The organism is Gordonia sp. VNK21, from assembly GCF_046098115.1.
Taxonomy (GTDB): Bacteria; Actinomycetota; Actinomycetes; order Mycobacteriales; family Mycobacteriaceae; genus Gordonia.
In genome coordinates this window covers 437,096-450,496 of the sequence record NZ_JBJURU010000001.1, presented here as the reverse complement: position 1 = coordinate 450,496, position 13,401 = coordinate 437,096, and the positions used below count along the sequence as shown (strand labels likewise).

The following is a 13,401-nucleotide window of genomic DNA, read 5'->3' as shown; positions in this document are numbered from 1 at the left end:
GTGGAGGCATGGCTTCCCGACACCGCACCCGGTCTCTGTCCGCAGTACTGCTCACGGCGGCGACGGCGCTCGCCCTGACCGCGTGCGGAGGCTCGGACGACGACGACTCCGAACTGAAGGTCCCGATCAAGGACGCGACCGGCACCGAGATCGCGACCGCGGAGATCGACTTCGAGGACGGCTACGCCACCGTCGAGGTGAAGACGACGCAGCCGGGCAAGCTCTCGCCGGGCTTCCACGGCCTGCACATCCACTCGGTGGGCACATGCGAGCCGAACTCGCAGGCGCCGGGCGGGGGAGAGGTCGGCGACTTCAACTCGGCCGGAGGGCATTTCCAGGCGCCGGGCCACGAGGGCCATCCGATGAGCGGTGATCTGACCTCGCTGCAGGTCCGCTCCGACGGCTCGGCCCTGCTCGAGACCACCACCGACGGCTTCACCCGTGAGGATCTTGAGGCCGGCTCGGGCACGGCGATCATCATCCACTCCGGCGCCGACAACTTCGGCAACATCCCGGCCGACAAGTACAAGCAGAACGACGGCACCCCCGGCGCCGATGAGAAGACGATGATGACCGGCGATGCCGGCTCGCGGGTGGCCTGCGGGGTCATCTCCGCCGGCTCGGGTTCCTGAGCTCCCCGAGGGTCGGCGTAGATGGTGCGGGTGTGACCGAAGCGGCCTTTTCGGCGGCGGCGCCGGGCACAATGAGCGCCATGACGCACCAGCATCTGAATCTGGCCGGGATCGTTCTCGCGGGCGGCCGTTCCCGCCGGATGGGGCAGGACAAGGCCTCACTGGACTTCCAGGGCCGGCCCATGCTCGACACCGTGGTGGACGTGGTGGCCCAGCGCTGTGCTCCGGTGCTGGTGACGGCGGCGCAGACGTCGGCCGCCTACGGACAGCTCGGCGAATCCCCGAACTACCAGTGGGTCACCGCCGAAGAAGCCGGCACCGGCCCCCTCGGCGGACTGGTCGCGGCCCTGGACGTGGCTGCCGGCGCCGGTGCCCCGGCGGCCTTCGTCTGCGCCACCGACATGCCGCTGATCGAGCCGGAGCTGATCGACGAACTGCTGCGCGCACTGACCCCGTCGGTGGACGCGGTGATCGTCCGCGACGGCGGCCGCGATCATCCCATGGCCGGGATCTACCGCACCCGGGTGATGCCGACGCTGCTGGGACTGATCGCCGACGGCGAGCTGCGGATGCTCAGCGCCGTCGACGCGATCGTCACCCACCGGGTGGGCATCAGCAATCCGCGCTGGCTGACCAACGTCGACGCACCCGAGGATCTGCATCGCCTGCGCGAGAACGCCGGCTGACCGACTGCTCGCCGCGAGCGGCCGCAGTCTCGTGGTGGAGGGTCAGCCCAGCACGACCAGTTCGCCGGTGGTGCGGGTGAAAGCGATGTAGCGGGCCACGGCGCCCGGCAGACCGGTGCCGAACGCCGCCGGGTCGTCGACCACCACCAGATCGAATTCGAGTCCGCTGGTCATCTCCGGACTGAGCGCGGTGACCCGATCGAGCCCCGGATCGGCGTCGGCGCCGATCACCGCAGCCACCCCGTCGTGGCTCGCGAGCCAGTCGCGCAGCACCGCATCGAGCTCCTCGCGACGGCCGTATCGCACGGGAATCCCGCTGCGGCGCACCGACTCCGGAATATTGGCGTCGGGCAGCGCGGTCCGGATCTGCTCGGCCGCGACGGTCATCACCTCCTCCGGTGTGCGGTAGTTCAGATGCAGTCCGGACACCCGGATCTGGCGCAGCCCGGCGGCACTGAGGCGGTCCTCCCACGACTCCGGGAAACCGGCCCGGGCCTGCGCCCGGTCGCCGACCACGGTGAAACTGCCCGACGGGCAGCGGCTGCGCAGCATCTGCCACTGCGCCGGCGTCAGCTCCTGCGCCTCGTCGACGATCACATGCGCGAACGAGCCGGCCAGCCGGTCGTGGCCGGGCTGCGCCAGGGCGTTCTGGTCGACGGTCAGCTCGGCCAGACCACCGCCGGCGAACTGCTGGACCAGGCCCTCGCCGTCGTCGCCGGCGAGCAGATCGTCGATCACCCGGGACATCCCGGCCCGGCGTCGGGCCTCCTCGCGGCGTCGCCGGGCCAGCAGCCGCTCGTACTGCGGATCGCCGAGCAGCCTGCGCGCCGTGTCCAGCAGCGGCAGGTCGTCGACGGTCCAGGCCTGCGGATCGCGGCGCTGCACCAGCGCCACCTGCTCGGCGCTCAGTTTCGGCGCCGCCATCGCCAGGTAGGCCGGGACCGAGAACAGGTCGCCCACCAGCTGTCCCGGTTCGATCAGCGGCCACGCCCGGCGCAGCTCCTTGCGGATCGAGCCCTCGGCGACGATCGCCCGGCGCAGCAGGGCGGCGATCTCCGGGGTCTGCCCGTCGGTGAGCAACTCGAGCAGCTCGTCCCACACCACCTGCCTGGCCTCGTTGTGCGGGGTACCGGGCTCGACCGCCTCGAAGGCCTGCGCCCACACCGCCGCCGGGACGGTGACCTGCGCGATCTCCGTCTGCACCGTGAGCGGCTCGGTGGGCGGCTGCTGATAGAAGCGCACTGCCGGCGCGATCGCGTCGATCAGCACGGTGGTGCTCTTGAGGGCGCTGACCGCCGGATCGGGCTCGGGTACCGCCACCGCGCCCTCGGGCACCAGATCGGCGAGGGTGGCGAAGGCGGTGCCCTCCTCGCCCAGATCCGGCAGCACCCCGGCCACATAGTTCAAGTACGGCTGGTGCGGCCCGATGAACAGGATTCCGCCGCGGGCACTGGACACCGCCGGATCCGCATACAGCAGATAGGCGGCCCGGTGCAGGGCCACCACGGTCTTACCGGTGCCCGGTCCGCCGTCGGCCACCAGCGCGCCGCGCGACGATGCCCGCACGATCGCGTCCTGGTCGGCGGCGAGCGTCGCCAGCACATCACGCATCTCGGTGGTGCGCGCAGCCCCCAATCCGGCCAGGAACGACGACTGCGGGTCCAGGGCCGCACCGGTGGCGTCGGCGGTGAGCGCCTCGTCCCAGTAGTCCACCACCCGGCCGCCGGTCCAGCGGTAGCGGCGCCGGGAGACCAGGCCGCGCGGCTCGGCGACGGTCGCGGCGAAGAAGGGCTCGGCCGCCGGCGTGCGCCAGTCGATCAGCAGCGGCTCGCCGTCCTCGCCGAGCACCCCGAGCCGGCCGATGTACACCGGCTCGCCGCCGTCGGCCGGGGTCATCCGGCCCAGGCACAGATCCGCGCTGCGCCGGCTCAGCAGCCCGATCCGCGCATACAGTCCGCGGATCTCCGCATCGCGTTCGGCGGCCTCCCGGCCGGCCCGCGCCGGGGTCGCCTCGAGCCGGGCCAGCCGCTCGCGCAGCACCGACAGGGACCGCTCGGTGGCGGAGGCCACGGCCGAGAAGCGTGCGGCGTCGCCGGCGATCAGTTCCGGGGCGGCCTTGGCCGGCTGCTGCGGATCGAGATCGAAGAAGGCCGGCGGCCGGTGGTCGGGAGAAGGCACAGAACACTCCAAACGAAGGACGGACCTGCGATTATGCCCGGCCGTCCCGGGCTTGCGGCAAGCCCGGTCGGTAGAGATAGCCTGAAAGGGGAGCAGTGGGGAGGACAGGCCACGGGCCCGCGTCGCGGCTTCCCTAGAATGGTCGCTGTGACCACTCCCGATTCGTCGAGCTCGCTGCCCGCCTCCTGGAATCCCGCCGATCATGAGGAAGGGCTCTACCAAGGCTGGGTGGACGCCGGCTACTTCACCGCCGACTCCGGCAGCGACAAGCCCGGCTACTCGATCGTGCTGCCGCCGCCGAACGTCACCGGCTCGCTGCACATGGGCCACGCGCTCGACCACACCCTGATGGACACCCTCACCCGGCGCAAGCGGATGCTCGGCTACGAGGTGCTGTGGCTGCCCGGCATGGACCACGCCGGCATCGCCACCCAGACCATCGTCGAGAAGCAGCTCGCCGCCGAGGGCACCAGCAAGGAAGACCTCGGCCGGGACGCCTTCATCGAGAAGGTCTGGGAGTGGAAGCGCGAGTCCGGCGGCACGATCCAGGGCCAGATGCGGCGCCTCGGCGACGGCGTCGACTGGAGCCGCGACCGTTTCACCATGGACGAGGGCCTGTCCCGGGCGGTGCAGACCATCTTCAAGCAGATGTACGACGACGGACTGATCTACCGGGCCGAGCGCCTGGTCAACTGGTCGCCGGTGCTGCAGACCGCTATCAGCGACATCGAGGTCAAGTTCGAGGAGGTCGAGGGCGAGCTGGTCTCCTTCCGCTACGGCTCGATGAACGACGACGAGCCGCACATCGTCGTGGCCACCACCCGAATGGAGACCATGCTCGGCGACACGGCGATCGCCGTGCACCCCGACGACGAGCGCTACCGGGCGCTGGTCGGCACCGAACTGGACCATCCCTTCGTCGACCGGAAGATCCCGGTGATCGCCGACGCCTACGTCGATCCGGAATTCGGTACCGGCGCGGTGAAGATCACCCCGGCGCACGACCCCAACGACTTCGAGATGGGGCTGCGGCACGATCTGCCGATGCCCACGATCATGGACAAGGCCGGACGGATCGCCGACACCGGCACGCGGTTCGACGGGATGGACCGCTTCGAGGCGCGGGTCGCGATCCGTGAGGCGCTCGCCGAACAGGGCCGCGTGGTGGACGAGAAGCGCCCGTACCTGCACAGTGTGGGCCACTCGGAGCGGTCCGGCGAGACCATCGAGCCCCGGCTGTCGATGCAGTGGTGGGTCAAGGTCGATGCGCTGGCGAAGGCGGCCGGCGATGCGGTCCGCGAGGGCGACACCGTCATTCATCCGGCCAGCCAGGAACCGCGCTGGTTCGGCTGGGTCGACGACATGCACGACTGGTGCATCTCCCGGCAGCTGTGGTGGGGGCACCGCATCCCGATCTGGTACGGACCCGACGGTCAGGTCGAGTGCTTCGGACCGGACGAGACGGCACCGGAGGGCTGGACCCAGGATCCGGATGTCCTCGACACCTGGTTCAGCTCCGGCCTGTGGCCGTTCTCCACCCTCGGCTGGCCCGAACAGACCGCCGACCTCGACAAGTTCTATCCGACCAGCGTCCTGGTCACCGGCTACGACATCCTGTTCTTCTGGGTGGCCCGGATGATGATGTTCGGCACCTACGTGGGCAGGCTCGACCTGGCCGGCTTCGCCGAGCGCAAGGCGGTGGTGCCGTTCGAGGACGTCTTCCTGCACGGTCTGGTCCGTGACGAACACGGCCGCAAGATGAGCAAGTCCAAGGGCAACGGCATCGACCCGCTGGACTGGGTGGACCGCTTCGGCGCCGACGCGCTGCGGTTCACGCTGGCTCGCGGCGCCAACCCGGGCAGCGACATCTCGGTGGGCGAGTCGCATGCGCAGAGCTCGCGCAACTTCGCCACCAAACTCTTCAACGCCACCCGGTTCGCGCTGATGAACGGTGCGCGGATTGGCGAACTGCCGCCGCGCAGCGAGCTCACCGACGCCGACCGGTGGATCCTGGACCGGCTCGATCAGGTCCTGGCCGACGTCGACGAGGGCTTCGAAGCGTACGAGTTCTCCAAGGCCTGCGAGGCGCTGTATCACTTCGCCTGGGACGAGGTGTGCGACTGGTACCTGGAACTGGCCAAGGTGCAGATCGCCGGCGGCGAGGACGCCGCCTCCCGCACCGCGCTGGTGCTGGGGAACGTCCTCGATCCGCTGCTGCGGGCGCTCTCGCCGGTCATGCCGTTCGTCACCGAGGTGCTGTGGAAGGCGCTGACCGGCGGCGAATCGGTGGTGCTCGCCTCGTGGCCCACCGCCTCGGGACAACCGGCCGATACCGCGGCCGCCGCGCACGTGACCGATCTGCAGAAGCTGGTCACCGAGGTGCGCCGCTTCCGCAGCGATCAGGGCCTCAACCCCGGCCAGAAGGTGGCCGCCCGGATCAGCGGGCTCGACGACGAGCTGGCCCATCTGCGGCCGTACTTGGATGCGCTGGCCAAGCTCACCGAACCCGGCGACGACTTCGCCGCCACCGCCACGGTGGAGGTGCGGCTGACCGGCTGCACCCCGACCGTGGCGATCGACACCTCGGGCACCGTCGACGTGGCCGCCGAAAAGGCCCGCGCCGCCAAGGATCTCGCCGCCGCGGAGAAGGAACTGGCGGGCACCACCGCCAAACTCGGCAACGAACAGTTCCTGTCCAAGGCGCCGGAGCCGGTGGTCGCCAAGATCCGCGCCCGGCGTGACCTGGCCGAGGCCGAGACCGCCCGGCTGCGGTCCAAGATCGCTGAGCTGGAGCAGCGGGAGAACCGTTGAGCACCACTGCATCCGGTGACGGGGCGTTCGGCGCCGAACAGCCCGGAGAGGCCGACCTCGCCGAACTCGCGGTGCTCGAGGCCGAACTCGACACGCGCTGGCCGGAGACCAGGATCGAGCCGTCACTGACCCGGATCAGCGCGCTGATGGAGTTGCTCGGCAACCCGCAGCGCGCTTATCCGTCGATCCACATCGCCGGCACCAACGGCAAGACCTCCGTGACCCGGATGGTCGACGCCCTGCTGCTGGCCCACCATCGGCGCACCGGCCGCATCACCAGTCCGCACCTGCAGCGCGTCACCGAGCGCATCGCCGTCGACGGCACCCCGGTGAGCCCGCGCACCTACATCGACGCCTACCGCGACATCGAGCCGTACATCGAGATGATCGACGACTCCTCGGTGGCCGCCGGTGGTCCGCGCCTGAGCAAGTTCGAGGTGCTCACCGCCCTGGCCTATGCGATCTTCGCCGAGGCCCCGGTGGACGTGGCCGTGGTGGAGACCGGCATGGGCGGACGGTGGGACGCGACCAATGTGATCGACTCGAAGGTCGCGGTGATCACCCCGATCGACCTCGACCACGCCGACTACCTGGGCGACACGCTCACCCTGATCGCCGGCGAGAAGGCCGGGATCATCAGTGCCGCCGACCCGGATGCGCTGGTGCCCGACGATCCGGTCACGGTGATCGGGCTCCAGCAGCACGAGGCGATGGACGTGCTCCTGCGTGCCGCCGTAGAGGCCGGTTCGATCGTGGCCCGGCAGAACTCGGAGTTCTCGGTGCTGCAGGCACGCACCGCCGTCGGCGGCCAGCTGCTGACGCTGCAGGGGCTGGGCGGGGTGTACGACGAGATCTTCCTGCCGCTGCACGGTGAGCACCAGGCCGCCAACGCCGCGGTCGCGCTGGCCGCGGTGGAAGCCTTCTTCGGTGCGGGGGCCGACAAGCAGCTCGACGTGGAGACGGTGCGCGCGGGTTTCGCGGCCGTCACCAGCCCCGGCCGGCTCGAACGCCTGCGCAGCGCACCGAGCGTCTTCGTCGACGCCGCCCACAATCCGCACGGGGCGCGGGCGCTGGCGCAGGCGCTGACCGGCCAGTTCGACTTCCGCCGGCTCATCGGCGTGGTGGGCGTGCTCGGCGACAAGGACGCCCGCGGGGTGCTCACAGAACTCGAACCCGCCCTCGACGCCGTGGTGATCACCGACAACGGCTCGCCGCGGGCCCTGGACGTCTCCGCACTGGCCGACCTGGCGGTGGAGATCTTCGGCGACGACCGGGTGCACGTCGAACCGTTCCTGCCCGATGCGGTCGCCACCGCCGTCGCGATGGCCGAAGAGGGCCCCGAGGGTGAGACCGACGATGAACCCGTCGCCGGTGGCGGCGTGATCATCACCGGTTCGGTCGTGACCGCCGGCGCCGGCCGCGCCCTGTTCGGCAAGGAGCCGTCATGACTCAGCAGTTCACCCCGCCGCCCACCGATCCGTGGAAGGGCTTCCGCGGGGTCATGGCCGGCACCCTGATCCTCGAGGCCATCGTCATGGGCCTCACGTTCCCGGTCGTTGCCACCCTCGGCAACGGTGTCACCTGGGCATCCGGGACCTACCTGGGCCTGGTCTTCATCCTGCTGATCGCGCTCTCGGGCCGGCAGAAGAACCCGCGGGCGCTGCAGATGAACCTCGCCGCCCAGCTGCTGGTGATCCTCGGCGGGCTCTTCCACTGGTCGGTGACCGTGGTGGGTGTCATCTTCCTGTGCGTCTGGATCTACATCGCCTACGTCAAACGCGACGTGGAGAAACGGATCGAGGCGGGGAAGCTGCCCGGACAGCGGCCGGTGCAGCAGCCGTCGGGGCGTCCCGACGAGGCCTGACCGGCGGCCCGGGCGCGCCGCGTCGGCCGCCTGGCCTGTGAGAGTGGCTACACTCGGCCCGAGTGTGACTGTCGCTACAATCGATGGCGACAGCCCGACCCCACCTGCGAACAACAAGCGAGGACTGACACCTATGTCGCGTGCCGGCCGACGGACCCTTCTGACAACGCTGCTGCTGACGGCCGGAGTTTCCGTGGCGCTGGCGGCTCCCGCGGCGGCCGACACGACTGACGCCGGCCCGGTCACCGAACCCGCACCGCAGGAGACCGCCGTCCCGGGCGAGCCGATGCCGGTGCGCGAGGGCGCCTTCGGTTATCTGGCGACCCGCGATGCCACCCTCTGGCTGGCCGGTCAGCGGCCCGGCAACGTGGTGAAGGCGCTCCCGGCGCCGCCCGACTACCAGGACGCCAACCGGGCGCTCGGGGAGCGGATCGACAGCGAGCTGCGGACCGCGTCGACGACGCCTGGGGCCTGCGTGCAGATCGTCGTCGACCCCGAGGGCACCGCCGGCGCACTCTTCGACTACGGCGTCTTCGCCGTCGACGCCCAGTACTGCCCGTAGCCCGGCCCCGCCCGGACCGGCGGCACTCGCCGCGGCCGGTGCGGCCGGTGCCGCTAAAGTGTGTGCTCGTGACTGAACAGACCCTCGTTCTCATCAAGCCCGACGGCGTCCAGCGTGGACTGGTCGGCGAAGTGATCAACCGCATCGAGCGCAAAGGCCTGACCCTGGCCGCCCTCGAGCTGCGTCAGGTGCCCACCGAGGTGGCCGCCGAGCACTACGCCGAGCACGCCGAGCGCCCCTTCTATGCCTCGCTCCTCGAGTTCATCACCTCCGGGCCCGTGGTGGCCCTGGTGGTCGAGGGGGAGCGCGCCATCGCCGCCTTCCGGCAGCTGGCCGGCGGCACCGACCCGGTCGAGAAGGCCGTGCCGGGCACCATCCGCGGCGATTTCGGGCTGGAGACCCAGTTCAACATCGTTCACGGATCGGACTCGCCGGAATCGGCTGCACGAGAAATCGCGCTCTGGTTTCCCCAGCTCAACAAGTAATTCTCCACCCCCCGACGCGGCCCGCGGAGCCCCCGAGTCTGTAGGTCGTGTGCGGTGATCGGGTGTACGTGTGGGATACTCGAACCGTCAGCGGTGTCACACTTTGGCGACGTTGATGCGACCACCAGGCGAACGTCGTTACTCACGACCGACGCGGTGCCGTCGAACAGGCGTCCAGATGGCGCCGCCAGCAAGGCGTCTGCGGACGCGAAGACCACACAACACCCGGCCGCACACGGCCGGCACACATTGGGAAGGCCCTCGCGTGGCCGCGTCGCTGTTAGCTCCGACGCGCCCGGGGGTCTCGAGGAGACCACGTGACCGATAACGGGTCGCCGGCAGACGCCACCTCGGCGGATGGACCGGCGCAGCAGTTTCCGCTCCGACTGCGTGTCCACGCACTCGCCCGCACGCTGGGACTGACCAGCAGGGAAGTACTGGCACACCTGGCGGAGCTCGGAGTGGCCGCGCGCACCGCGCAGTCATCCATCAGCCGCGACGAGGCGCAGTCTGTCGCAGACCGCATCGCGGCCCCGGCCGAGGCGCCGGCGGCCGACGCCGAGCCGTCCACCGAGGCGGCTGCGACGCCGGCAGAACCAGCGCAGGCGGAACCTCCTCAGGCAGAACCGGCCCCGGCTGATTCGGCGCGCGCCGAATCAGCACCCGCCGAACCGGCGCCGGCGGAATCAGCGCCGGCGACATCAGCGCCGGCCGAGTCGAAGGACGTGCCCGGCACCGGACAGCCGGAGGGCCTGTTCTTCTCCGGCGTGACCGACCCCGCCGCCACGCCCGCCGCCCCCGCAGCGCCCGTGGAGGTGGCCGCACCGCTGTTCCTGCCGCCGACCACGCCCGAACCGGCGCCCGCCGTCGGCCGGGAGGAGAACGGCCGGGATCAGAACGGTCGGGACGAGAACGGCCAGGACCGGGCCGCGTCGGACGAATCCGCGGCGACCGAGGGCCAGGGTGCCGACGAGTCCGGCGAGGGCAACCGTCCGCGTCGCCGGCGGCGCGGACGCCGCGGTCGCGGTCGTGGCCGCGGTGACGGCGCCGAGGGCACCGAGGGCGAAGGACAGACCGGGCAGTCCGACGACGGCACGGGCGCCGATGGGCAGTCCGACGAGTCCGCAGCGTCAGGGAGCGCAGCTCCGCAGGACACGAACTCCGAGGACACGCGCTCCGGGACCAAGGCCGCCGAGGGCAAGCCCGTTAAGGGCAAGAACGCCGACGGTAAGAGTGCCGACGGCAAGACCGACGATGCCGAGGCTTCCGGCGGCAGCGACGCCGGCGGGGACAGCGCCGAGGGGAGCGAGCCCGGCGGCGAGGGAGCCGACGGCGACGCCGATTCGACGACTCCGTCGAGCAAGCGCCGTCGCCGTCGCCGTCGTCGGAAGGGCGGCGGGGCCGACAGCGACGATGCCTCGTCGTCCGACGATCCGCCGAACACCGTGGTGCACGAGCGGGAGCCGCGCGCCAAGCGTCAGCGTGACGAGGTGCAGGGCATCTCCGGCTCCACCCGGCTCGAGGCCAAGCGCCAGCGGCGGCGTGACGGCCGCGACGCGGGCCGTCGCCGTCCGCCGATTCTGTCCGAGTCGGAGTTCCTGGCACGCCGGGAGGCCGTCGAACGGGTGATGGTGGTGCGCGAGCACAACGTCGACCCGGCCGCCGCGGCAGCCGATGCGCATGCGCCCACCGAGGACTACACGCAGGTGGCCGTCCTCGAGGACGGTGTGCTGGTGGAGCACTTCGTGACCACCGAGAACTCGCAGTCGATGGTCGGCAACATCTACCTCGGCCGGGTGCAGAACGTGCTGCCCGGCATGGAGGCCGCCTTCGTCGACATCGGCCGCGGCCGCAACGGCGTCCTGTACGCCGGCGAGGTCAACTGGGAGGCCGCCGGCCTCGACGGCGGTTCGCGCAAGATCGAGCAGGCGCTCAAGCCCGGCGACATGGTGGTCGTCCAGGTGAGCAAGGACCCGGTGGGGCACAAAGGTGCCCGGCTGACCACGCAGATCTCGCTGGCCGGCCGCTACCTGGTGTACGTGCCCGGCGGCACGTCGACCGGCATCAGCCGCAAGCTGCCCGACACCGAGCGCAAGCGGCTCAAGCAGATCCTGGCCAAGATCGTTCCCGACGAGGCCGGAGTGATCATCCGCACCGCCTCCGAGGGCGTCAGCGCCGAAGAGCTCGAGGCCGACGTGCAGCGCCTGGAGAAGCAGTGGAAGGCGATCGAGGCCGAATCCGCCAAGCACATCGAGAAGGCATCCGGAAACACCCGGGCCCTCTACGAAGAGCCCGATCTGCTGGTCCGGGTGGTGCGCGATCTGTTCAACGAGGACTTCTCCAAGCTGGTCGTCGAGGGCGACAAGTCGTGGGACCTGGTCTCCGGCTACGTCGGGCAGGTGGCCCCGGACCTGATGGAACGTGTCGAGCGCTTCGAGAAGAGCTCGCCCACTGCCGCCGACTCCTTCGGCGTGTACCGGGTGGACGAGCAGCTCACCAAGGCGCTCGACCGCAAGGTGTGGCTGCCCTCGGGCGGCACCCTGATCATCGAGCACACCGAGGCGATGACGGTCATCGACGTCAACACCGGCAAGTTCACCGGATCCGGCGGCAACCTCGAGGCCACCGTCACCCGCAACAATCTGGAGGCGGCCGAGGAGATCGTGCGCCAGATGCGGCTGCGCGACATCGGCGGCATGATCATCGTCGACTTCATCGACATGGTGCTCGAGTCCAACCGGGATCTGGTCCTGCGCCGGCTCACCGAAGCCCTCTCGCGTGACCGCACCCGCCACCAGGTCTCCGAGGTCACCTCGCTGGGGCTGGTGCAGATGACGCGCAAGCGTCTGGGCACCGGACTGCTCGAAGCCTTCGCCACCACCTGCACGCACTGCCAGGGGCGGGGTGTGATCGTGCACGCCAACCCGGTGGAGGTGCGCTCGGGCGGCGACGACGGCCGCGGCGAGTCCGGGTCCAAGCGGTCCCGGCGCAACAAGAAGAAGTCCGAACCGCAGGCGCAGCCCGCGGCGGAGACCAAGCCGCACAAGCCGGCCGCCGAGCACCCGCTCTTCAAGGCGATGGCTCACCACGACGAGGAGGACGGTCACGCCGCCGCATCGGTGGACGGGCACCGGCCCGAGGCCGCCGCCTCGCCGGACACCGACGCTGCCGATATCGGCAACAAGCAGGAGTCGGGCACGCAGGAGTCGCGCACGCGGGACTCTGGGCGACGCGAGAGCGGGTCCGGGTCGTCGACCCGGGTGCGCCGCGAGGTGGCCGGCACCGCCGCGCCGAAGCGTGAGAGCGCATCGCAGGACGACGCGAGCGAACCCTGGGCAGCCGAGAAGGCCCCGGCAGCCGAGAAGGCCCCGACAGCTGAGAAGGCCCCGGCGGCTGACACGGCTCCGGAGGCGGCCCCCGCCGACACCGGTTCCGAGCCGGCCGCGCCGGTGGTCTCGACCACCCGTCGCCGGCGGGCCGTGCGCCGCGCCGCGGCACCGACCCCGCCGGCCGAGCCGATCGTGGTGACCGCCGACGAGGAGCCGGCCACCACCGTGGCCGAGCAGACCGCCGAACCGGTGGTGGCCGTCAAGCGGACACCGCGCCGGCGCAGCGGTCAGCGGGCTGCCGGGCCGCCTCAGGACTGAGGCCGGGCCCGCGGCGAGCCGGTTTGACCTGTCTCTACGGCGTGCCGTAGCCTTGACGGGTCGCCTTCTGCAGGCGCGGGTACTCGTGTGCGCCGCTGCAGAAGCAGGTTCCGGACGGTTCCGGAACTGAGGTAGATACCCAATCCGCCGGGCGCAGGGATAGCTGCGGCCCCGGCACGATGATGAGTAAAGAGGACAGCGGGAAATGGCAACGTACGCGATCGTCAAGACCGGCGGTAAGCAGTACAAGGTCGCCGAGGGCGACATTGTGAAGGTCGAGAAGATCGACGGCGAGCCGGGCAGCACCGTGTCGCTGCCGGTGGCGCTGGTCGTCGACGGTGCGAACCTGACCACCGACGCTGACGCGCTGGCCAAGGTCTCGGTGACCGGCGAGGTCGTCGAGCACGTCAAGGGCCCGAAGATCCGGATCCACAAGTTCAAGAACAAGACCGGCTACCACAAGCGTCAGGGTCACCGTCAGCCGCTGACGGTCCTCAAGGTCACCGGCATCAAGTAATCGCTTTCACGCTTTATCC

The 13,401-nt window shown here is 70.6% G+C and carries 10 protein-coding genes; 9 read left to right on the top strand and 1 reads right to left on the bottom strand.

The window, feature by feature from the left end; translation table 11 throughout:
- The first annotated feature begins 8 nt into the window (after positions 1-8).
- Together sodC and ACJMNC_RS02255 are read left to right on the top strand one after the other, a co-directional pair.
- Entirely contained in the window at positions 9-632 is a 624-nt protein-coding gene (sodC, locus tag ACJMNC_RS02260) for a superoxide dismutase[Cu-Zn] (protein WP_408946317.1), read from the top strand.
- A gap of 71 nt (positions 633-703) precedes the next feature.
- Entirely contained in the window at positions 704-1,318 is a 615-nt protein-coding gene (locus ACJMNC_RS02255; protein WP_408946463.1) for a molybdenum cofactor guanylyltransferase, read from the top strand.
- A gap of 42 nt (positions 1,319-1,360) precedes the next feature.
- Here the strand turns inward: ACJMNC_RS02255 and helR are convergent, their stop codons facing one another.
- Entirely contained in the window at positions 1,361-3,496 is a 2,136-nt protein-coding gene (gene helR / locus ACJMNC_RS02250) for an RNA polymerase recycling motor ATPase HelR (protein WP_408946316.1), read from the bottom strand.
- Positions 3,497-3,643: 147 nt separating this feature from the next.
- Here helR and ACJMNC_RS02245 point away from each other — a divergent pair, with 147 nt between their 5' ends.
- The 7 genes from ACJMNC_RS02245 (at position 3,644) to rplU (ending at position 13,382) form a co-directional block, all read left to right on the top strand.
- Positions 3,644-6,307, top strand: coding sequence for a valine--tRNA ligase (locus ACJMNC_RS02245; protein WP_408946315.1), 2,664 nt, complete (start codon positions 3,644-3,646; stop codon positions 6,305-6,307).
- On the top strand, positions 6,304-7,755 hold the full coding sequence (gene folC / locus ACJMNC_RS02240; protein WP_408946314.1) for a bifunctional tetrahydrofolate synthase/dihydrofolate synthase: 1,452 nt from the start codon (positions 6,304-6,306) through the stop codon (positions 7,753-7,755). Before ACJMNC_RS02245 ends, folC begins: the two co-directional genes overlap by 4 nt.
- A complete protein-coding gene (locus tag ACJMNC_RS02235) occupies positions 7,752-8,171 on the top strand; it encodes a DUF4233 domain-containing protein (RefSeq protein WP_408946313.1) in 420 nt (139 codons plus the stop codon). Before folC ends, ACJMNC_RS02235 begins: the two co-directional genes overlap by 4 nt.
- Positions 8,172-8,364: 193 nt before the next feature.
- Positions 8,365-8,733, top strand: a complete 369-nt coding sequence (locus ACJMNC_RS02230) for a hypothetical protein (RefSeq protein WP_408946312.1) — start codon at positions 8,365-8,367, stop codon at positions 8,731-8,733.
- A 68-nt stretch (positions 8,734-8,801) separates the two neighbouring features.
- A complete protein-coding gene (gene ndk / locus ACJMNC_RS02225; RefSeq protein WP_408946311.1) occupies positions 8,802-9,218 on the top strand; it encodes a nucleoside-diphosphate kinase in 417 nt (138 codons plus the stop codon).
- Between the two features lie 317 nt (positions 9,219-9,535).
- Positions 9,536-12,865, top strand: coding sequence for a translation initiation factor IF-2 N-terminal domain-containing protein (locus ACJMNC_RS02220; RefSeq protein ID WP_408946310.1), 3,330 nt, complete (start codon positions 9,536-9,538; stop codon positions 12,863-12,865).
- Positions 12,866-13,070: 205 nt separating this feature from the next.
- Positions 13,071-13,382, top strand: coding sequence for a 50S ribosomal protein L21 (gene rplU / locus ACJMNC_RS02215; protein WP_408946309.1), 312 nt, complete (start codon positions 13,071-13,073; stop codon positions 13,380-13,382).
- Positions 13,383-13,401 lie beyond the last annotated feature (19 nt).

What these genes read in the sequence shown, in the direction of transcription:
- ACJMNC_RS02255 (WP_408946463.1), top strand. Translation starts at nt 704, where the DNA reads ATGAGCGCCATGACGCACCAGCATCTGAATCTGGCCGGGATCGTTCTC.
- ACJMNC_RS02235 (WP_408946313.1), top strand. Translation starts at nt 7,752, where the DNA reads ATGACTCAGCAGTTCACCCCGCCGCCCACCGATCCGTGGAAGGGCTTC.
- sodC (WP_408946317.1), top strand. Translation starts at nt 9, where the DNA reads ATGGCTTCCCGACACCGCACCCGGTCTCTGTCCGCAGTACTGCTCACG.
- rplU (WP_408946309.1), top strand. Translation starts at nt 13,071, where the DNA reads ATGGCAACGTACGCGATCGTCAAGACCGGCGGTAAGCAGTACAAGGTC.